Origin of the sequence: Streptomyces sp. NPDC049887 (assembly GCF_040656535.1) — a bacterium.
Taxonomy (GTDB): domain Bacteria; phylum Actinomycetota; class Actinomycetes; order Streptomycetales; family Streptomycetaceae; genus Streptomyces.
Genome location: NZ_JBFAMM010000020.1, coordinates 125,493 through 144,723 on the forward strand (window position 1 = coordinate 125,493; position 19,231 = coordinate 144,723).

19 protein-coding genes are annotated in these 19,231 nt (G+C 70.4%); 12 read left to right on the forward strand and 7 right to left on the reverse strand.

Features of this window, described 5'->3' with window-relative positions; genetic code table 11:
- The first annotated feature begins 131 nt into the window (after window positions 1–131).
- From pstC to pstB, 3 genes are read left to right on the forward strand one after another with little or no spacing between them, the layout of a single operon-like run.
- Window positions 132–1,124, forward strand: coding sequence for a phosphate ABC transporter permease subunit PstC (gene pstC, locus AB0J10_RS23580; protein ID WP_363064452.1), 993 nt, complete (start codon window positions 132–134; stop codon window positions 1,122–1,124).
- Window positions 1,124–2,203 (forward strand): phosphate ABC transporter permease PstA, encoded by a 1,080-nt coding sequence (gene pstA, locus AB0J10_RS23585; RefSeq protein WP_363064453.1) that lies wholly within the window; start codon window positions 1,124–1,126, stop codon window positions 2,201–2,203. Before pstC ends, pstA begins: the two co-directional genes overlap by 1 nt.
- 29 nt (window positions 2,204–2,232) lie before the next feature.
- Window positions 2,233–3,009 carry a phosphate ABC transporter ATP-binding protein PstB gene (gene pstB / locus AB0J10_RS23590; RefSeq protein ID WP_363064454.1) on the forward strand — a complete coding sequence of 259 codons (777 nt, stop codon included), beginning with the start codon at window positions 2,233–2,235 and terminating at the stop codon, window positions 3,007–3,009.
- 347 nt (window positions 3,010–3,356) lie between these two features.
- Here pstB and AB0J10_RS23595 read toward each other — a convergent pair whose 3' ends face one another.
- Together AB0J10_RS23595 and AB0J10_RS23600 are read right to left on the reverse strand one after the other, a co-directional pair.
- A complete protein-coding gene (locus tag AB0J10_RS23595; protein ID WP_363064455.1) occupies window positions 3,357–4,355 on the reverse strand; it encodes an inorganic phosphate transporter in 999 nt (332 codons plus the stop codon).
- A 6-nt stretch (window positions 4,356–4,361) separates the two neighbouring features.
- Complete coding sequence (locus AB0J10_RS23600; protein WP_027731940.1) at window positions 4,362–4,982, reverse strand: DUF47 family protein; 621 nt, start codon at window positions 4,980–4,982, stop codon at window positions 4,362–4,364.
- 188 nt (window positions 4,983–5,170) lie between these two features.
- Here AB0J10_RS23600 and AB0J10_RS23605 point away from each other — a divergent pair, with 188 nt between their 5' ends.
- Window positions 5,171–5,521 (forward strand): metal-sensitive transcriptional regulator, encoded by a 351-nt coding sequence (locus AB0J10_RS23605; RefSeq protein ID WP_269729638.1) that lies wholly within the window; start codon window positions 5,171–5,173, stop codon window positions 5,519–5,521.
- Window positions 5,522–5,567: 46 nt separating this feature from the next.
- Here the strand turns inward: AB0J10_RS23605 and AB0J10_RS23610 are convergent, their stop codons facing one another.
- The 4 genes from AB0J10_RS23610 to AB0J10_RS23625 all read right to left on the reverse strand — a co-directional run bounded on the left by AB0J10_RS23610 (window position 5,568) and on the right by AB0J10_RS23625 (window position 9,112).
- Window positions 5,568–5,735 carry a hypothetical protein gene (locus AB0J10_RS23610; protein WP_363064474.1) on the reverse strand — a complete coding sequence of 56 codons (168 nt, stop codon included), beginning with the start codon at window positions 5,733–5,735 and terminating at the stop codon, window positions 5,568–5,570.
- A gap of 99 nt (window positions 5,736–5,834) precedes the next feature.
- Complete coding sequence (locus AB0J10_RS23615) at window positions 5,835–6,662, reverse strand: hypothetical protein (RefSeq protein ID WP_363064456.1); 828 nt, start codon at window positions 6,660–6,662, stop codon at window positions 5,835–5,837.
- Window positions 6,663–7,141: 479 nt separating this feature from the next.
- A complete protein-coding gene (locus AB0J10_RS23620; RefSeq protein ID WP_363064457.1) occupies window positions 7,142–7,852 on the reverse strand; it encodes a phosphatase PAP2 family protein in 711 nt (236 codons plus the stop codon).
- 249 nt (window positions 7,853–8,101) lie between these two features.
- A complete protein-coding gene (locus tag AB0J10_RS23625) occupies window positions 8,102–9,112 on the reverse strand; it encodes a bifunctional lytic transglycosylase/C40 family peptidase (RefSeq protein WP_363064472.1) in 1,011 nt (336 codons plus the stop codon).
- A gap of 310 nt (window positions 9,113–9,422) precedes the next feature.
- On the opposite strand from AB0J10_RS23625, the gene AB0J10_RS23630 reads away from it, so the two are divergent.
- The 8 genes from AB0J10_RS23630 (at window position 9,423) to AB0J10_RS23665 (ending at window position 18,175) form a co-directional block, all read left to right on the forward strand.
- Entirely contained in the window at window positions 9,423–10,214 is a 792-nt protein-coding gene (locus AB0J10_RS23630) for a thioesterase family protein (RefSeq protein ID WP_363064458.1), read from the forward strand.
- 158 nt (window positions 10,215–10,372) lie between these two features.
- On the forward strand, window positions 10,373–10,516 hold the full coding sequence (locus AB0J10_RS23635; protein ID WP_363064459.1) for a hypothetical protein: 144 nt from the start codon (window positions 10,373–10,375) through the stop codon (window positions 10,514–10,516).
- 365 nt (window positions 10,517–10,881) lie between these two features.
- Window positions 10,882–11,190, forward strand: a complete 309-nt coding sequence (locus AB0J10_RS23640; RefSeq protein ID WP_017945892.1) for a hypothetical protein — start codon at window positions 10,882–10,884, stop codon at window positions 11,188–11,190.
- 167 nt (window positions 11,191–11,357) lie between these two features.
- Window positions 11,358–12,188 (forward strand): hypothetical protein, encoded by an 831-nt coding sequence (locus AB0J10_RS23645; protein ID WP_363064460.1) that lies wholly within the window; start codon window positions 11,358–11,360, stop codon window positions 12,186–12,188.
- Window positions 12,178–13,530, forward strand: coding sequence for a hypothetical protein (locus AB0J10_RS23650; RefSeq protein WP_363064461.1), 1,353 nt, complete (start codon window positions 12,178–12,180; stop codon window positions 13,528–13,530). The genes AB0J10_RS23645 and AB0J10_RS23650 overlap by 11 nt, the downstream gene beginning before the upstream one ends.
- Complete coding sequence (locus tag AB0J10_RS23655) at window positions 13,527–15,080, forward strand: SCO6880 family protein (protein ID WP_363064462.1); 1,554 nt, start codon at window positions 13,527–13,529, stop codon at window positions 15,078–15,080. The genes AB0J10_RS23650 and AB0J10_RS23655 overlap by 4 nt, the downstream gene beginning before the upstream one ends.
- A gap of 43 nt (window positions 15,081–15,123) precedes the next feature.
- Window positions 15,124–16,530: an ATP-binding protein gene (locus AB0J10_RS23660; RefSeq protein WP_269729628.1), complete on the forward strand. Its 1,407-nt coding sequence runs from the start codon at window positions 15,124–15,126 to the stop codon at window positions 16,528–16,530.
- A 4-nt stretch (window positions 16,531–16,534) separates the two neighbouring features.
- Window positions 16,535–18,175, forward strand: a complete 1,641-nt coding sequence (locus AB0J10_RS23665; protein ID WP_363064463.1) for a type VI secretion protein — start codon at window positions 16,535–16,537, stop codon at window positions 18,173–18,175.
- A 245-nt stretch (window positions 18,176–18,420) separates the two neighbouring features.
- Here AB0J10_RS23665 and AB0J10_RS23670 read toward each other — a convergent pair whose 3' ends face one another.
- Window positions 18,421–18,972, reverse strand: a complete 552-nt coding sequence (locus tag AB0J10_RS23670) for a GNAT family N-acetyltransferase (protein ID WP_363064464.1) — start codon at window positions 18,970–18,972, stop codon at window positions 18,421–18,423.
- Window positions 18,973–19,231 lie beyond the last annotated feature (259 nt).

Below are 19,231 nucleotides of genomic sequence, written 5' to 3' on the forward strand. Positions count from 1 at the left end.
CGGCGTCCGCGACGGCGACGGCCGGCCCGGGGAACCACTCCGGGCCGGCCTCCCCGCCGTCACCCTCCGGTGCACCGCCGCCAGGGGAACCGCGACCCGCGGGCCCTTCCCCCACCCAGACCGGAAAGATCATGGCTTCCACCACACCCACAGAGACACCACCGGCACCTCCGGCCGCCACCCGCCGCGCCGCGTCCACCGGCCGCGTGGGGGACAAGGTCTTCCTTGGCCTCTCCCGTGGATCGGGCATCCTGCTGCTCGCGATCATGGCGTCGATCGCCGTGTTCCTCGGCTACCGCGCGGCCCTGGCCATATCCAAGGACGAAGGCAACTTCCTCACCACCTTCGACTGGAACCCCGCGGGCGACCCGCCCGTCTTCGGCATCGCCGTCCTGCTCTTCGGCACCGTCGTCAGCTCGATCATCGCGATGGCCATCGCGGTCCCGATCGCCGTCGGCATCGCCCTCTTCATCTCCCACTACGCGCCCCGCAAGGTCGCCGCCCCGCTCGCCTACGTGGTCGACCTGCTGGCCGCCGTGCCGTCGATCATCTACGGCATCTGGGGAGCCCTCTTCCTCGTCCCCTACCTCGGGGGGCTGAACCTCTGGCTCGACGAGTACCTGGGCTGGACGTACGTCTTCGACAAGACCGAGGTCGGCGTCGCCCGCTCCCTCTTCACCGTCGGCATCCTCCTCGCGATCATGATCCTGCCGATCGTGACCAGCGTGAGCCGGGAGGTCTTCCTCCAGGTCCCGCGGATGAACGAGGAGGCCGCCCTGGCGCTCGGCGCCACCCGCTGGGAGGTCATCCGCATGTCGGTGCTCCCCTTCGGCCGCTCCGGCGTCATCTCCGCCTCGATGCTGGGCCTCGGCCGCGCGCTCGGCGAGACGATGGCCGTCGCCACGGTGCTCTCCCCGAGCTTCCTCATCTCGCTCCACGTCCTGGACCCCGGCGGGGGGACGTTCGCCCAGAACATCGCCGCGAAGTTCGACGAGGCCAACGAGTTCGGCCGGGACGCCCTGATCGCCTCCGGTCTGGTCCTCTTCGTGCTCACCCTGCTGGTCAACGGCGCCGCACGCCTGATCATCGCGCGCCGCAAGGAATACTCGGGGGCGAACGCCTGATGAGCCACTCAACCATCAAGGACACGCGCACCACCGAGCCCGCCCCGCGCCGTGGGAACACCCTGAGCCGCCGCGGACTGCCCCGCTGGGCCCAGCCCGCCTTCGCGATCGTCTCCGTCGCCCTCGGCTGCAGCCTCGGCATGGCCGCCGGCTGGGAGAGCCGCGTCCAGTGGGGCCTGATCTCCGCCCTGCTGTTCGTCGTCATCTCCTACGCGACCACCTCGGCCGTCGAGAACCGCCGCCAGGCGAAGGACCGCCTCGCCACCAGCGTCGTCTGGGTGTGCTTCGTCCTCGCCGTGATCCCGCTGCTCTCCCTGATCTGGGTGACGATCAGCCGCGGTATGAAGGCCCTCGACGGCTACTTCCTCACCCACTCGATGGCCGGCGTCCCCGGCTTCGAGCCCGGCGGCGGCGTCTACCACGCCCTGATCGGCACCCTGGAGCAGGTCGGTCTCGCGACCCTGATCTCCGTGCCCGTCGGCCTGCTGACCGCCGTCTACCTGGTGGAGTACGGCAAGGGCGGCCTGGCCAAGGCCGTGACTTTCTTCGTCGACGTCATGACCGGCATCCCGTCGATCGTCGCCGGCCTCTTCATCCTCTCGATCATGCTGCTCGCCGGCTGGGCCCCGTCCGGGTTCATGGGCTCGCTCGCCCTGACCATCCTGATGATCCCGGTCGTCGTCCGGTCCACCGAGGAGATGCTGAAGCTCGTCCCGAACGAGCTGCGCGAGGCCTCCCTCGCCCTCGGCGTCCCGAAGTGGCGGACGATCACCAAGGTCGTCATCCCGACCGCCGTGGGCGGCATCTCGACCGGTGTGATGCTGGCCGTCGCCCGCATCGCGGGTGAGACCGCGCCGATCATGCTGCTCGTCTTCGGCAGCCAGCTGATCAACACCAACCCCTTCGAAGGCGCCCAGTCCTCGCTCCCCTTCTACATCTGGGAGCAGTACCGGGTCGGCAGCGAGGCGTCCTACGACCGCGCCTGGGCCGCCGCCCTCGTACTGATCGCCTTCGTCATGATCCTCAACCTGGTGGCCCGCGGCATCGCCCGCTGGAAGGCCCCGAAGACCGGCCGCTGAGCGCGCGGCGATTTGGAAGTGACTGAGTAATGGCCAAGCGAATCGACATCAGCGGACTGTCCGCCTTCTACGGCTCCCACAAGGCGATCGAGGACATCTCGATGACCGTGGAGCCCCGTTCGGTGACGGCCTTCATCGGCCCCTCCGGCTGCGGCAAGTCGACGTTCCTGCGCACCCTGAACCGGATGCACGAGGTCACCCCCGGCGGCCGCGTCGAGGGCAAGGTGATGCTGGACGACGAGAACCTGTACGGCAAGGACGTCGACGCCGTCGCGGTGCGGCGCACCGTCGGCATGGTGTTCCAGCGCCCCAACCCGTTCCCCACCATGTCGATCTTCGACAATGTGGCCGCGGGCCTGCGGCTGAACGGCTCGTACAGGAAGACCCAGCTCAACGAGATCGTCGAGCGCTCCCTCCGGGGCGCGAACCTCTGGAACGAGGTCAAGGACCGCCTCAACAAGCCCGGCTCGGGCCTCTCCGGCGGTCAGCAGCAGCGTCTGTGCATCGCCCGGGCGATCGCGGTCGAGCCGGACGTCCTGCTGATGGACGAGCCCTGCTCGGCGCTCGACCCGATCTCCACCCTGGCGATCGAGGACCTGATCGGCGAGCTGAAGGAGCGCTTCACGATCGTCATCGTGACGCACAACATGCAGCAGGCGGCGCGCGTCTCCGACCGCACCGCGTTCTTCAACCTCGCGGCGGTCGGTCAGCCCGGCAAGCTCATCGAGATAGACGAGACGGAGCGGATCTTCTCCAATCCGTCCGTCCAGGCGACCGAGGACTACATCTCGGGCCGCTTCGGCTGAGCACCCCGTACTGCCCTGCGGTGCTGCATGGCGGTGCCACCGCAGGGCGAACGGTCGGCCCCCTCTCATCCGAGCGGGGGCCGACGTCTTGTCTCCCGGCGGTCTGCGGGACCGCCTCCCGTGCACGGGGCGTCACGCGTACGCCCACGCCCCGCCCCTTCGCCGCCGGAGCCGCACGCCCGGCGCGGGCCGGCACCACCCAGCGGCACGTCGGGGGCCCTCCGGACGAAGTGCGGGTGAGTTCGGGGGCGGGCACACCGGCCGCGCGCACGGAAACGCCGCGCCCCGGAACGGAGCGCGGCGTTTCGCGAGACCTCACACCGCGGTCGGCGCGGCCCCACGCCGTACTAGCCGAACGCCAGGTTCACGATCCAGAAGCTCAGCGCGGCGACCAACGCCGCGGCCGGCATGGTGATGAACCACCCCATCACGATGTTCTTCGCGACGCCCCAGCGCACCGCGTTCACCCGCTTCGTCGCCCCGACACCCATGATCGCCGAGGTGATCACATGGGTCGTGGAGATCGGCGCGTGGAAGAGGAACGCCGAGCCGAACATGATCGACGCACCGGTCGTCTCCGCCGCGAACCCCTGCGGCGGGTCCAGCTCGATGATCTTGCGGCCGAGGGTCCGCATGATGCGCCAGCCTCCCGCGTAGGTACCGAGCGACAGCATCACCGCACAGGCGACCTTCACCCACACCGGGATGGGGTCGCCGTAGTCCTCGACATCGGCGATGACCAGGGCCATCACCACGATGCCCATGGTCTTCTGCGCGTCCTGGAGACCATGGCCGAGGGCCATGCCCGCCGCGGACACGGTCTGGGCTATGCGAAAGCCCCGCTTCGCCTTCGCCGGGTTGGCCCGCCGGAAGATCCACATGATCGCGGTCATCACGAGGTAGCCGAAGACCAGACCGACCACGGGCGAGACGAACATCGGGATGACGACCTTGTCCAGCACCCCGCCCCAGATGACCTCGGTGCCACCCGCCAGCGCCGCACCCACCATGCCGCCGAAGAGGGCGTGCGAGGACGACGAGGGCAGACCGAAGTACCAGGTGATCAGGTTCCAGATGATCGCGCCGACCAGCGCGGCGAACAGGATGCCCATGCCCCGGTCGCCCTTGGGCGTCGCGATCAGGCCCTCGCTGACGGTCTTGGCCACGCCGCTGCCGAGGAACGCGCCCGCGAGGTTCATCACCGCGGCCATCGCCAGGGCGGCGCGCGGGGTCAGGGCACGCGTCGACACGGAGGTGGCGATCGCGTTCGCCGAGTCGTGGAAGCCGTTGGTGTACGTGAAGAAGAGCGCGACCCCGATGGTCACGACCAGCGCAAAGGTGTCCACGTCCGCTCAGGACTCCTTGACCGCGATGGTCTCCACCGTGTTGGCCACGTGCTCGAACGCGTCCGCGGCCTCTTCGAGAACGTCGACGATCTGCTTGAGCTTGAGGACCTCGATGGCGTCGTACTTGCCGTTGAAGAGGTGCGCGAGGAGCTTGCGGTGGATCTGGTCCGCCTGGTTCTCCAGACGGTTCACCTCGATCCAGTACTCGGTGAGGTTGTCCATCGTCCGCAGGTGCGGCATGGCCTCCGCCGTCAGCTCCGCGGCCCGGGCCAGCACCTCGATCTGCTGCTCGACACCCTTCGGCAACTCCTCGATGTTGTAGAGGACGACCAGATCGACGGCCTCCTCCATGAAGTCCATGATGTCGTCCAGCGACGACGCGAGGGAATAGATGTCCTCACGGTCGAAGGGCGTGATGAACGAGGAGTTCAGCTGATGGAAGATCGCATGGGTGGCGTCGTCCCCGGCGTGCTCCGCTGCGCGCATCCGTTCCGCGATCTCGGCCCGGGCGGGACCGTCCGCTCCGAGCAGTTCCATCAGGAGTTTCGAGCCCGTGACGATGTTGTCCGCGGACGCGGCGAACATGTCGTAGAAGCTCGTCTCCCTGGGGGTCAGACGAAATCGCACGTGGGGTCCTCGGGGTACTGGGTCTTCGGTCAGGCTGATGCTAGGCGCATCGTCCGGCCACGGCTAACCGGCGTCCCCTCAGTGTCGCCCATCGAGAAGAGAGAGCAGCACGGGGCCCTGCCCGAACCGCCAGGGATCGGTACCATATACCCACGAGGGGTATACCGGACAGGTCTGCGGGAGGACCGATGACGACCACGGACACGGCCGGCGGGCTTCCGGTCACGGCACACGAGGAATCCAGCCACGACCAGGGCGTCCACGGCTACCACAAGCAGAAGGACGAGCACCTCAAACGGCTGCGCCGGATCGAGGGCCAGATCCGCGGACTGCAGCGCATGGTCGACGAGGACACGTACTGCATCGACATACTCACGCAGGTCTCCGCTTCCACCAAGGCTCTGCAGTCCTTCGCGCTGCAGCTGCTGGAGGAGCACTTGCGCCACTGCGTCGCCGACGCCGCACTCAAGGGCGGCGACGAGATCGACGCGAAGGTCGAGGAGGCGACGAAGGCGATCGCCCGCATGATGCGGACGTGACCCCCGCCCGCCGGAGGGCCGGAGCGGGCGGTCGTGCCGGCCGGCCTCACCCTCCGTCGGCCGCGATCACATGGACGTTCAGCACCTCGTCGATCCGGTCGGGGCTGAGCCGTTCCCCGTCCGCCGCGGAGGCCGCGATCATCAACTCACCGCACAACTCGATCTCGGCGAGGGCGACGTGGTCCTGCACTGTCGGCGTACTGACGGGAGCCACGTGCATTCACCCCTTCCGGCCGGTGTCGGCTTCCTAGCGTAGGGAGCGGAACACACACCGCGCATGGCACGTCCGGACCATTTACCGCCCCCTCGATGCCTACATCCGGACCCGGCCGGCGTAGATGTCGCCCCGGTCGGGGAGCCGCACCACGACGGGAGCACCGAACTCGTACAGCAGGGTCGTGGACGCCACGGCCACCGTTCTGCCCTGGTTCGCGAAGCTGAACTGATGACGCACCTTGCGCAGCCGCCCCTCGGAGTCGAGATAGGCGTCGAAGGGCACGGCGTCCTGGGCGAACCCCTTCGCCGCCGCGGCGAGCGCCCCCCGCGCGTGCGGGGACGCGACCCTGGCGGCGTTCGCGAGGTCCGTGATGCCGCGGTAGTGGGTGACCCGCACCCCCGCCAGGTCCTCGTGCCCGACGACGGTCGCGCTCCGCGCCCCGCGCAGCAACTCGGCCGCGGCGGCCGGATCGGTCGCACCGCCGGTGACGAGATTGCCGTCCGTCAGCGTGGTCGTGTCCACCCTGACCCATTTGTCCGGCGGCACCCCGGCACCGCGGTCCTTCATGTACAGGGCGCCGGGAGCGAGCAGTTCGGTGATCGGCTGATGACCGCTGGAACCGGCCGGGTCCTTGGGGAGGACGACGCGCAGCCGGCCCATGGCACGCCGGAAGTCGTACCCGCCCTCGCCGCGAATGGTGACCCGGGTCCCGCCGGCGGCCGTCTCCATGGCGGTACGGGCCTTCGCAGTACCGGCCTCGGCCAGTACGTCGGCGGCCTTCCTGACGGTGAGAAGGGGATCCGCACCGGCTCGGGCGTCGGCCACGGCGTCCCCGCCGCCCGAGCAGCCCGCGGTCCCGGCCACACCCATCACGGCGGCAGCGGCACATGCGCCGCGCCTGAGCCAGTGCTGCTGCACCACCATCGCCTGTCAACCCCCAACACGCTCGCCGCTGCTCCGCATAACGACCGGTACCGTGGAAGGGTGCGCTCGTCCGCCCACCACACCACGACCGTCGAACGGGGTTCGTTCGCGCTGGCCCGCTGCTCGTGCGGCTGGACGGGACCCGCCCGGCGCTCCCGGGAACGCGCCCGCACGGATGCGAGAGCGCATGAGGCGGCGACGCCCGCCGGGGCCTGAACGGACTCGGCCCGCCGGCGCCCCGGCCGCCCGGACGCGGGGGCGATATACGGGGGCTGCCGCACGGAAGGGTCCCGCCGTCGGGAAAGCCGGGACCGGCGCTCATGCCGGGAGGTCGCGTGGCCGGCGAGGGGGTCGGGAGGACGGCGGGGAGCCGGGGCGGCCGACGGTCCGAGAGACCGCGAGACGGTCCCGAACCGGCGGTCGGGCCGGGGAAGTCCGGGTTCCGGGGCGGGGCCGGCCCGCCGGAGGACCCCGGCCTGCTACGCAGCCAGGTCGTTGCGCCCGAGCCGGGCTACGGGCTCCGGAATGTCGAGCATCTCGTGCTGCTGATCCGGCGTCACCGCCCGGCGCGACCGTACGAGCCGGCCCGCGACACCCGAGCGGGAGACCGCCGACACCAGCGGGGTGAGCAGGGCCTGCGCCGGCGGGGCGAGGAGCAGCACCACGGCCGTGCCGAGCGCGAACCCGCCGACGACGTCGGTCGGGTAGTGGACGCCCATGTACACCCGGCAGAAGCCCTCGGCGAGCGCGAGGCCGATCGCCGCGAACCCGAACCGGCGGTTCGCGACGAACACCCCGACACCGATGGCCATCGCCATCGTGGAGTGGTCGCTGACGAAGGAGAAGTCGGTCTTGCCCGCGACCAGGACCTCCAGCCCCTGGTGGTCCAGGAACGGCCTCGGCCGTTCCACGAACCCGCGGATGGGCACATTGACCAGCAGAGCGACGCCGGCGGCCAGGGGCGCCCAGACCAGCGCGGCCACCCCGGCGACCGAGTCCTCGGCCGTGCCGCTCCGGCGCACACTCCACCAGCACCACAGCGCCACGAGGACGAGGGCGAGCATGATGCCGTACTCGCCGACGAATCCCATGACGCGGTCGAACCACGGCGGAGCCGACCGGGCCAGTCCGTTGATGTCGTAGAGCAGGCCGACATCCGGATTCACGCCGTCGAGTGCGAGTCCAGCCATCTGCTGCGGCCCCTTGCCTGTGTGTCGCCAGCCGCGGCGCACGCCCGTGTGCGCCGCATTCCGAGCCCCCCGTGGTCGGTGCGGTGTGTACGTACTGCTCCGGTCCAGGGAACGACCCGTTCCGCGCGTACGTTCCTCTCTCCACGAAACGATCACCATGACGTTATCGAAGAGTGATGCGCCGTCGCAGTCCGGGCCGGGGCCCCGACGGAGGCAGCCGGCCACGGCCGACGCCCCGTCAGCAGGACGTCAGACGGAGGGCCGTGGCGGAGTGGGCAGCGCCTCGGCACCGTCCTTGGTCACCCGTGTCGCACCGAAGTAGTCCGGGGTGTCGATCCTGTCGAACCGGATCACCGCCCCGGTGTACGGAGCGTTGATCATATAGCCCCCGCCGACGTACAGCCCGACGTGCCTGATCGCCCGTGAGTTGGTCGGATCGTCGGAGAAGAACACCAGGTCCCCGGGCAGAAGTTCGTCCCTCGACGGATGCGGCCCCGCGTTGTACTGGTCGTTGGCCACGCGCGGCAGCTCGATCCCGACGGTGCGGTACGCGGCCTGCGTCAGGCCGGAGCAGTCGAACCGGCCGCCCTGCTCCGGTGTCCCGTTCCCGCCCCAGAGGTACTTCGTGCCGAGCTTCCGCTGGGCGAAGTAGATGGCCCCGGCCGCCTGCCGCGACGGCTCCACCCGCCCCACCGGCCTGGCGAAGCTCTTCTCCAGCGTCCGGATGACCTTCACGTAGTTCCGCGTCTCCTTGTACGGCGGAACACCGCCGTACTTGATCACGGCGTACGCGCCCGCGTTGTACGCGGCGAGCATGTTGTCCGTCGGGTCACCGGGCGCCTTCCTCACATACCCCGCGAGCTTGCAGTCGTACGAGGCCGCCGACGGGATCGCGTCCGCCGGGTCCCACACGTCCCGGTCGCCGTCACCGTCCCCGTCGACGCCGTGCGCGGCCCAGGTGCCGGGGATGAACTGGGCGATGCCCTGTGCGGCGGCGTGGCTCCGGGCCCGCGGGTTCCAGCCGGACTCCTGGTACAGCTGCGCGGCGAGCAGGGCCGGGTTGATGGCCGGGCACAGATTGCCCCACTTCTGCACCAGCGGCTGGTACAGGGCGGGTACCGCTCCCTTGGCCAGCGCCACGGCCCCCTTCGCACCACCGCCGAGCCCGGCGGCCGCGGAGAAGGTCCCGACGACGAGCAGGGCGACGAAGCTCAGACAGAGCCCGACGGCCCCGCCCGCGAGGAGCCACGCCTTACGCACCGTCAATCACCCTCCGCCGCACGGCAGTCCACCGCTCGTCAGTGTAGGTGGGGAGGGCCCGCCTCAGGGGGCGCACGAGGGGGTCGGTGAAGCACGGGCGGCGAGCGCCGACCGGAGAGCCGTCCGACCGGAGAGCCGGCCGAGCGGACCGTGAGGGCGGGGGCGGCCGAGCGGACCGTGAGGGCGGGGGCGGCCGAGCGGACCGTGAGGGCGGGGGCGGCCGAGCGGAGGGTGAGCCGGAGGGCTGTTCCGGCCGGTTACCCGCAGGTAGCGTGTGGCCCGTACACATGTCTGCGAGAGGCGGCCCGTCATGGGGGAACACCAGGCGTTCTACGAGCGGATCTCCGACAACCGCTTCGCGCCGACCGAACACACCCGCGGCCCCTGGGACGCCGGATCACAGCACGCCGGCCCGCCGGCCGCGCTGCTCGGCCGCGCCATGGAGGAGCGGCAGGGCGCGCGAACCGACATGCGGCTCACGCGCATGACCTACGAGATCGTCCGCCCCGTGCCGATCCGGCCGCTGGAGGTCACCACGACCGTCCTGCGGACCGGGCGCGGCGTGGAGCTCGTCGAGGCGGCACTGGCTCCCGAGGACGGGGCGCCGGTGATGTTCGCCCGCGGTCTGCGCATCCGCACGCTCGCCGAGCCGGGACCGGCGGTCGCCGAGGGACCGCAGGTGCCGTCACCCGGGGAGACCGCCGGGACGCCCTTCTTCGCCGTGCCGTGGGACGTCGGCTACCACACGTCCATGGACACCCGGTTCACCGAGGGGACCTTCCGGGAGCAGGGCCCCGGAACCTGCTGGATGCGGATGAGGATGCCGCTCGTCGCGGGCGAGGCGATCCGCCCGCTGGACCGCGTCCTGGTCGCCGCCGACTCCGGCAACGGCATCAGCAACGTGCTCGACTTCGAGCGGCATGTGTTCGTCAACGCGGATCTGACGGTCCATCTGCACCGGCATCCGGCCGGCGAATGGGTCTGCGTCGAGGCGCGCACGAGCGTCGACCCGGCCGGCATCGGCCTGGCGGACGCCCGACTGCACGACGAGAAGGGCCCGATCGGCCGCAGCGCCCAGAGCCTCTTCGTCGCCCCTCGCTGAAGCCCGCCACCGGGACGCGACGGCTCGGTCCCGGCCCCGGCCGACCCCGGAGGGGTGGTCTGGACCAGCCATGGTTACGCTGTGTCACGCAGCCAGGAAGGCTGTGCACCATCCCGCCGTTCGACCGACGTCGGGACGACCAGCACCAGGAGCAACAAGTGCAGAACATCCAGAACGCGGGGACAGGCGTCAAGACGGCGGGCCGCAACGGCGACGCCGGGGGAACCATCGCCGCCGTGATCGTCATCGCCCTCATCGCCGTGGCCATCGGGCTGCTCGGCTACATGGTCGCCAACCGCTGACCGACCCCACACGAACGGGGCGGCGCCGCACTCCGGCGCCGCCCCGCGCTCATGACCCCCCGTCAGCCGCTCCCGTCACGCACCGGCGAGCGCCCCGGCGCCGGATTCACACCTTGGGTGCCACAACGACAGTCATTGCCCGAAGTCACGCTCCGTGATACACAGAGTGACGAAACGTGTCCTCCCGCCCGACCTGGCCGCACGAGCCACCGCAGGTCAGAGCGGCCGGACCGGCATTCGTGCGCGGATCGTGCAAAGAGAGCCGCCAAGTCGGCGCACGCGGACGCTTTCATCAGCGAAGATAGGGCGATGGCCTGTGCCGTGGGGCAGGGGCGGACAACTACCCAACAGGGGCGGTGAGTTATATGTACCTGGCGGCTGAAAAGGGCGACATCACCACCATCATCGGCGGAATCGCCCCGAACTGGGGGCCTTTCGGCAGCCTCGGGAACGAGGCCCGCGTGATGATCGAGGTCGTGATGGCCGTCGCCATCCTGCTCTGCCTGGGCATCGCGATCTGGGGAGCCGCCAAGCAGCGCATCGGCGCCACGGCCCTCCGCGACACCTTCAGCGCGGAACAGGGCAAGGGCCTGATCGTCGCCGGCCTGACCGGCGTCTTCATCATCGGGTCACTGGGGACCCTGTTCACCATCGTGTACGGGATGGCCGTCTGACCCTCCGACCGCATCACCCTCCCCCGACACCACCCGTCCGTCGCGCCCACCGGCAGAGGTTGCGTCCCCCTGATGTCGAGTCACCACACCCCGCCCGTACGGAGAACAGCAGGGCTACCGTCGTACTACGGCACGGCAAGGCACACGGCTGAGGGGGCGCACACGGCATGAGCCACGACGACGAGACCGACGGCTTCGGCAGCGACGCCGGCGGCACGGCCCAGACCCGCACCCGCCTCCCCGAGGGCGGCACCAGCGACGTCTACGGCGGCGCCCGCCGGCCCACCCGCAACTCCCGCTCCCTCGTCACGGTCGTGGGCGTGGTCGTCCTCCTCGTCGCAGCCATCGCCTTCGCCAACCGCGGCGACGGCACGGACTCCCCCAGAACCACCGACACGGCCAAGGGCGCGGCCCCGACGGCGGCCACGGGCATCCGCCCGGTCGCGGGCAAGCACGCGGGCATCCCCGCGGGGTACGCCAGGGACGAACAGGGGGCACAGAGCGCGGCGGCGAACTACGCGGTGGCGCTCGGTTCCGCCGACATGTTCGACAAAGCGAAGCGTGACCAGGTCCTGGAGACCGTCATCGCGCCTGCCTCCGTCGGCGCCTTCAGGAAGACGCTCGATCAGGCATACTCACCGAACTTCTTCAAGAATGTCGGCTTGAACGAGGACGGATCGACTCCTCAGGGATTCACCTTCATCTCGCGAACCTCCCCCATCGGGACCAGAGTCACCGAGTTCACCGGCGACAGGGCCTCGGTCGAGGTCTGGTGCACCGGTCTGATCGGCCTCGCAGGCGAGGGTTCGAGGAATCCGGTCACGGACAGCTGGTTCACGATCTCCATGGAACTGGCATGGCTCGGCAACGACTGGAAGACCGTCACTCACACCCAGAAAGACGGTCCCGCACCGGTCGGCGGGGACACCAGAGCCTCCAGCGCGGACGAAATCGCTGACGCCGTGAACGGGTACGGAGGGTTTACATATGCCCGCTAGTCTGAACCGACGTGCCGGAGCAGTGGCCACGGTGCTCACGACAGTCCAGGCATCCGTACTCACCTGGGCGTCGCAGGCGACCGCTGCCCCCACGCCCTCGCCGAGCCCGAGCAACAATCCCTGCGACTTGATCCACGGCCCCGCCCGCGACTACTGCGAGACCGATGAATCCGGCGGGGCCGCCCGCCGCGCCCCCTCGCTCGACGACCCCGCCGGCGCCCTCGACCCCCTCTCCTCCCTCGCCCGCGGCTGCGCCGACGCCGCGGCCTGGGTCGTGGACACCCTCTCCAAGGCCGTGAAGTCCACCGCCGAGGTGGACTTCACCAACACCACCTTCCTCGGCCAGTACGCCGTGGTCTTCGCCGCCGCCACCTTCCTCACCCTCCTCCTCTGGCTGCTCGCCGTCGCCAAGCGCGCCATCCGCGGCGTCCCCCTGGCCACCGCCGTCTCCGAGGCCGTCGGCTTCCTCTGGCTCACGGTCCTCGCCTCCGCCTTCACCCCGCTGATCCTGTACACACTCGTGTCCGCGACCGACTCCATCACCGACGTGATCGCCCAGGGCACCGGCGGCCAGACCGACGTGTTCTTCGGCGGCTTCAAGGAGGCTCTGCAGAAGGGCGACGACATCGGCGGCGGGCCGATCATGCTGATCGTCGTATCGCTGGTGACGATCGTCGCCGCCGGCATCCTCTACCTGGAGCTGTTCCTCCGCGCCGTCCTCCTGTACGTCGGCGCCCTGCTCGGCGTCGTCGTGTACTCGGGGCTCGTCGACAAGAACATGTGGGGCCACGTCCGCCGCTGGGCCGGGATCATGATCGCGGTGATCCTCGTCAAGCCGGTCATCGTCATCGTGCTGGGCCTCGCCGGGGCACTGTCCGCCGACGACGGTCCGGACTCGTTCTCCGCCGTCGTCACGGGACTCGCCATCATCCTGCTCGCGATCTTCGCGTCCGCGATGATCTACCGTTTCGTTCCCGGGTTCGGCGACGAGATCGCCGCGTCCCGCAACAACCGACTCCAGAACAGCGCCGAGAACAAGGCCGCCGCCGTCATCAGTTCACCCGCCGCCCTCGTCTCGCAGGGCATCAAGACCCACAGCAGCCGCACCCACCAGCAGGGCGGGGGCGGCTCGGGAGGCGGCAGCGCCCCGAGCCCGGTCGCCGGCGGAGTCGCCGCCCACAGCACACGCGGGGCCGGAACGGGTGCCGCGGGCGGATCCGTCCCCTCCGCAGCGCCGCCGCCCCGTAGCGGAGGCCCCGGCAGCACCCCGCACAGCCACCGCAAGAACGCCGGCAGCACCACCGGCACGAGCACAGGAAGCACAGGAGGTGGAGGGCGTTGACGACGCAGTCCCCGGCCATCGCGCCCCGCCGCACGTATCTCATCGGCCGGGCCCGGCCGAACGCGATCATCGGCAAGAACCGCGAGACGGGCGAGATCGCCCTGATCATCGTCGGCGCGTTCCTCGGCATGATGAGCGGACTGCTCGTTCCCGTACTGTCCCTGCGCATCGTGCTGCTCATGGGCTTCCCCCTGCTCGCGCTGGCCGCCGTGTACGTGCCGTACAAGCAGCGCACCTTCTACCGCTGGTACGAGATCAACCGCAGCTACAAGCGCACTCTGCGCCAGGGCACCGTCTACCGCTCAGGCGCCATGGAGGCCGGCACCCGCGTCGACGGCCGCGAGGTGGAGGTCGGCCCGCCGCCCGGCATCGGCCGCATCAACTGGCTCGCCGCCCCCTTCGGCCCGGACGAGATCGCCGTACTGCTCCACGCCGACCGGCGCACCGTCACCGCAGCCATCGAGATCGAGGGCCCCGGTGTGGGACTGCGCGACAGCGAGGACCAGGAAGCCCTGGTGGACCGTTTCGGCACGCTGCTGAAGCACGTCGCCAACGGCGACGGTTTCGTGACGCGCCTTCAGATGCTCGCCCGCACCCTGCCGGCCGACCCCGACGCCCACGCCAAGGACGTCGCCCAGCGCGGCGACGCGGGCTCCCCCGCCTGGCTCCAGCAGTCCTACGACCAGCTCCAGTCGATGGTCTCCACCTCCAGCGAGCAGCACCGCGCCTATCTCGTCGCCTGTATGCACTACACCCGCGAGCTGGCCGCCGAGGCCCACGCCATGGCCCGCGCGGCCCGCCAGGCCACCGGCGCCGGTCGTCTCGACAAGGACGCCGGTCTCGCCGTCGTCATGGCGCGCGAACTGACCGACATCTGCGCCCGTCTCGCCGAGGCCGACATCCGCGTCCGCCAGCCGCTCGGCCAGGCCCGGCTGGCCTCCCTTGTGCACTCCATGTACGACCCGGACCACCCCATCGACCACATCCAGGCCATGACCAAGCGCAACGCTTGGCCCGCCGAACTCGACGCGGTGGAACCCACCTACCTCCAGGCCAAGACCCGCGAGTCCGCCACCCGCGCCCCCTGGTGCCACGCCACGGCCTGGGTCAAGGAGTGGCCGATGACCCCCGTCGGCGTCAACTTCCTCGCCCCGCTGCTCGTCCACACGCCGGACGTGATCCGCACCGTGGCCGTCTGCATGGACCTCGAACCCACGGAGGTCGCCATCGAGCGCATGCTCACCGAGAAGACCAACGACGAGGCCGAGGCGAGTCGCGCCGCGAAGATGAACCGCACCGTCGACCCCCGCGACATCGCCGCACACGGCCGACTCGACCAGCGGGGTGAAGATCTCGCCAGCGGCGCGGCAGGCGTCAATCTCGTCGGGTACATCACTGTGTCGTCGCGTACGCCCGAGGCCCTGGCCAGGGACAAGCGCACGATCAGGGCCTCGGCGGGGAAGTCGTACCTGAAGCTGGAGTGGTGCGACCGCGAGCACCACCGGGCCTTTGTGAACACGCTGCCGTTCGCCACCGGCATCCGCCGATAGCGGCTGACACGCACCGACACGCGCCGATAGGGGCCCTCATCCGATGCGAGACCCGCTGTCCGTCCTCACCGAGTCCTTCACGTCCTTCCTCTTCGGGAAGGTCGAGACGACCCGCTCGCCCGTACGTACCTCCACGGGCCAGGCACAGGCCGTCTACCTGCCGACCGCCGCGCCCGGCCTCGGGGACTCGGGCGTGATCATCGGCCGCGAGGTGTACAGCGGCAAGGGCTACGTCTACGACCCGTTCCAGCTGTACGGACAGCAGCTCCCCGCCCCCCACTGGCTGGTCCTCGGGGAGTCCGGCAACGGCAAGTCGGCGCTGGAGAAGACGTACGTCCTGCGACAGCTCCGCTTCCGCGACCGCCAGGTCGTCGTCCTCGACGCCCAGGGCGAGGACGGCGTCGGCGAATGGAACCTCATCGCCCAGGAGCTGGGAATAACTCCCATCCGGCTCGACCCGATGGCCGCCCTGGACGACGGTATCCGCCTCAACCCCCTCGACCCCTCGATCACCACCACCGGGCAGCTCGCGCTGCTGCGCACCATCATCGAGGTCGCCATGGGTCACGGCCTCGACGAACGTGCGGGCTTCGCGCTCAAGGTGGCGCACGCCTACGTCAACGAGACCATCACCGACCGGCAACCGGTTCTCACCGACATCGTCGAGCAACTCCGCCACCCGGAGCCCGAGTCCGCGGCGGCGATGAACGTCGACATCGACGACGTGCGGGCCTGGGGCCTGGACGTGGCCCTGGTCCTCGACCGGCTCGTCGACGGTGACCTGCGTGGCATGTTCGACGGTCCGACGACCGTCGGCATCGATCTGGACGCCCCGCTCATCGTCTTCGACCTGTCGCACATCGACCGCAACTCCATCGCCATGCCGATCCTCATGGCCATCGTCGGCGTGTGGCTGGAGCACACGTGGATCCGCCCCGACCGGAAGAAGCGCATCTTCCTCGTCGAGGAGGCCTGGCACATCATCAACAGCCCCTTCGTCGCCCAGCTCTTCCAGCGGCTGCTGAAGTTCGGCCGGCGGCTCGGCCTGTCCTTCGTCGCGGTCGTCCACCACCTCAGCGACGTGGTCGACGGCGCCGCGGCCCGGGAGGCCGCCGCCATCCTCAAGATGGCGTCGACGCGCACGATCTACGCCCAGAAGGCGGACGAGGCGCGGGCCACGGGCAGAGTGCTCGGACTGCCCCGATGGGCGGTGGAGATCATCCCCACTCTCACCCCCGGTATCGCGGTCTGGGACGTCAACGGCAACGTCCAGGTCGTCAAGCACCTGGTGACGGAAGCCGAACGCCCCCTGGTCTACACGGACCGGGCGATGACGGAGTCCTCCCTTCCCGAGGACGTCCGGGCCGCGGAACAGGAGGCGGAGCAGCGCGCGGCCTTCATCGAACGGCAGCAGCGGCGGCTGGACTCCTCCGAGTCGACGGTGGCCTGACCGAATGGCACGGGACCCGCGACACGACGCAGGGCGCCGGCAGTCGCACGAGGAACGGGGCATCCCGGACGGCCTGCTCCTGGGCGTCCTGGGCCTCCTCCTCGGGCTGACCCTGCTGGTCTGGACCGCGACGGGCCTCGCGGGGCTGTTCGCACACGGCTCCTGGCCGGACGGTGTGACGTTCACGAACACCCCGTTCGCCATACGCAGCCTGGTGTCCGAGCCCCACGACCTGGCCGCGGCCTGGCCCGCCACGCCGCCCACCCGACTGTCCGGCTACGGGCTGTTCTGGGGGCTGCTCATCGGCCAGTTGATGACGCTCGTCGTGCTGACGGTCTTCGTCCTCGGCACTCTGGCCCGATGGCGCGCGGTCCGTTCGCGCGGCAAGGCGGTCGGCGAGACGGACAGGGGCGGCCTGGCGGAGGTGGTCCCGGTGGTGGTCCCGGACCGGCCCGGTTCCCCTCCGGCCGCAGCCGTCGCCGAGGAGGCTCCCGTAGCCGCGGGGACGGTGGCCGGGGCCGATACGGCACCCCGGGCAGAGGAGACGAACCCCGCCCACTCGGCACACGCGTCGGTGCCGGTCGCGCACGAGACTGCCACGCACGAGACGGCCGCGGCGCCTGCCGGGCCCTCCCTGTCCGCCGTCCTGCCCCCACCGGAGCCGTCCGGTGTCCCGGGCTCCCGGCGCCCGCACGTCCTCTACGGGGGCCCGTCCCTCCGGCGCCCCTCCGCCGTCCAGGCGATCCGCGACGCAGCCGGCCCCGCGCTCGTCGTCACATCCGATCCGACGGTCTTGTCGGGGACCAAGGACGCCAGGGCCGAACTGGGTCCCGTCCTCGTCTACGATCCGGGCCACCTCTGCGACACGCCCGCCCGGCTCCACTGGTCCCCGACGTCCGGCTGTGAGGACCCGGCGACCGCGGCGGGCCGGGCGGCGGCCCTCTTCGCTCCCGTACGACCCCGCTCCCGCCTGGACGAGGCCGTCGCGGACACTGCCGAAACCCTCCTTCGCTGCTGGCTGCACGCCGCCGCCGTGGACGGGCGCCCGTTCAAGCAGGTCCATCGCTGGGCCCAGGGCAGTGGCGCACACGAGCCCGTACGCATCCTCCGCACTCACCAGAAGGCCGCCTCCGGCCTCGCCGGACTGCTCGAGTCGGCTCTCACGTCCCACAGTGAACGCCGGGAGATCGCCCAGGAACTGACGGCTCGTACACTGTCCGCCCTCTCTTCCGTCCACATCCGCGAGGTCTGCACCCCGAACCGAGCAGATTCGCTCACGTTGGAATCATTTGTGGACGAGGGGGGCACGCTTTATGTAGTGGGTGAATCAATCGAGGACCCGCGCACCCGCCCGGGGGCCATGCCTCTCCTCACCGCACTCGCCTCAAGCGTGGTCGAGCACGGCCGCCGCATGGCCGCACGGTCATCCGACGGTCGGCTCGACCCACCACTCGCTCTCGTCCTGGACGACATCGCCGCCGTCGCCCCGCTGCCGCTCCTCCCGGAGCTGCTGGCCACGGGCCCGTCGCTGGGCATGCCGACTCTCGCGCTACTGCGCTCCCGTGAACAGGGCCGTGCCCGCTGGCCACAGCCGCTGACGGCACCCGACGCCGGGCACAGCCCGAACGCCCACCAGCCCGGGTAGGCACCTGGAACCGGCGCCGCGTCGAGCGGAGTTTGCGGGGTCTGCCCGACGCGACGGGGGCGGACGCCGCCTGACACGGCACCTGAGAGCTGTCCCGTCATCACCGGTGGATCAGCGCGCGGCGTCGGATGCGCGGCATCGGAGCGCGGAGGGGCGTCCCCGTGCTGGGCTTGTTCGGGCGATCCGACAACGCGGCGAAGTGCCACGACCGTTGTCTCGCGCCCGCTGGGGATCACGGGACTGCCCTAGGTTCGGCGCAGTTCGTACTCGAACTCCCTGGCCGCGGGATCGGACGGCACAGGAACGGAGTCGCCGCTCGGCACGAACCCGAACCGCCGGTAGAAGGCCGCCGCCCGGCCGTTCCTCTCGTGCACATACAGCCGGACCCGCTCCACCGACGGTTCGGTCAGCGCCCACGACCACTCGACGGCCGCCCGGAACAGCAGTTCCGTGACACCGGTTCCCCGAGCCTCCGGGCGTACGAACACCCCCACGAGATGCGTCTGGTCGACTTTGGCCGCCTCCCCGAACCGCACCTCGTCCGCAGGGCCTTCGACCATCACGGTCACGGTGCCGACCCAGCGCCCCCCGGAGTCCTCCGCGATGAACTGGCGGAAGCCGACCCCTGAAGCGGCGGTGTCGGTACGGTCCTCCCAGTAGTCCGCGGGCCTGCCCACGGCGTGCTCGTAGGTTTCCAGGAAGGCGATCGGTGCCGCGGGGTCCTGGAGGGCGGCCAGCCGGATGTCCCGGGCCTTCTCCCACTCGCCGGCTCGTACGGCGCGAATGATGTGGTCCATGCTCCGATCCTCGCGGGAGCGACGACGGTACGCCAAGGCGATTTCGCCGCCTCCGACTCCAAGACCCGCCCGGGCGGCCCGACGCGGTGGAGAGACGGGCCCTTGGCCAGTCGAAATCCAGGGCCGGGGGCGGAATCCGCCGGAACCCGTGCCCGGGTCTCCCCGGAACGCGAAAAAGCCCCGGACCGTGTCGGTCCGGGGCTTTCCCAGAAGAATTGTTCGGCGGTGTCCTACTCTCCCACAGGGTCCCCCCTGCAGT

Coding starts and splice junctions, on each gene's coding strand:
- pstC (WP_363064452.1), top strand. CDS start 132: ATGGCTTCCACCACACCCACAGAGACACCACCGGCACCTCCGGCCGCC.
- pstA (WP_363064453.1), top strand. CDS start 1,124: ATGAGCCACTCAACCATCAAGGACACGCGCACCACCGAGCCCGCCCCG.
- pstB (WP_363064454.1), top strand. CDS start 2,233: ATGGCCAAGCGAATCGACATCAGCGGACTGTCCGCCTTCTACGGCTCC.
- AB0J10_RS23605 (WP_269729638.1), top strand. CDS start 5,171: ATGACGACCACGGACACGGCCGGCGGGCTTCCGGTCACGGCACACGAG.
- AB0J10_RS23615 (WP_363064456.1), bottom strand. CDS start 6,662: ATGGTGGTGCAGCAGCACTGGCTCAGGCGCGGCGCATGTGCCGCTGCC.
- AB0J10_RS23620 (WP_363064457.1), bottom strand. CDS start 7,852: ATGGCTGGACTCGCACTCGACGGCGTGAATCCGGATGTCGGCCTGCTC.
- AB0J10_RS23630 (WP_363064458.1), top strand. CDS start 9,423: ATGGGGGAACACCAGGCGTTCTACGAGCGGATCTCCGACAACCGCTTC.
- AB0J10_RS23640 (WP_017945892.1), top strand. CDS start 10,882: ATGTACCTGGCGGCTGAAAAGGGCGACATCACCACCATCATCGGCGGA.
- AB0J10_RS23645 (WP_363064460.1), top strand. CDS start 11,358: ATGAGCCACGACGACGAGACCGACGGCTTCGGCAGCGACGCCGGCGGC.
- AB0J10_RS23650 (WP_363064461.1), top strand. CDS start 12,178: ATGCCCGCTAGTCTGAACCGACGTGCCGGAGCAGTGGCCACGGTGCTC.
- AB0J10_RS23660 (WP_269729628.1), top strand. CDS start 15,124: ATGCGAGACCCGCTGTCCGTCCTCACCGAGTCCTTCACGTCCTTCCTC.
- AB0J10_RS23665 (WP_363064463.1), top strand. CDS start 16,535: ATGGCACGGGACCCGCGACACGACGCAGGGCGCCGGCAGTCGCACGAG.
- AB0J10_RS23670 (WP_363064464.1), bottom strand. CDS start 18,972: ATGGACCACATCATTCGCGCCGTACGAGCCGGCGAGTGGGAGAAGGCC.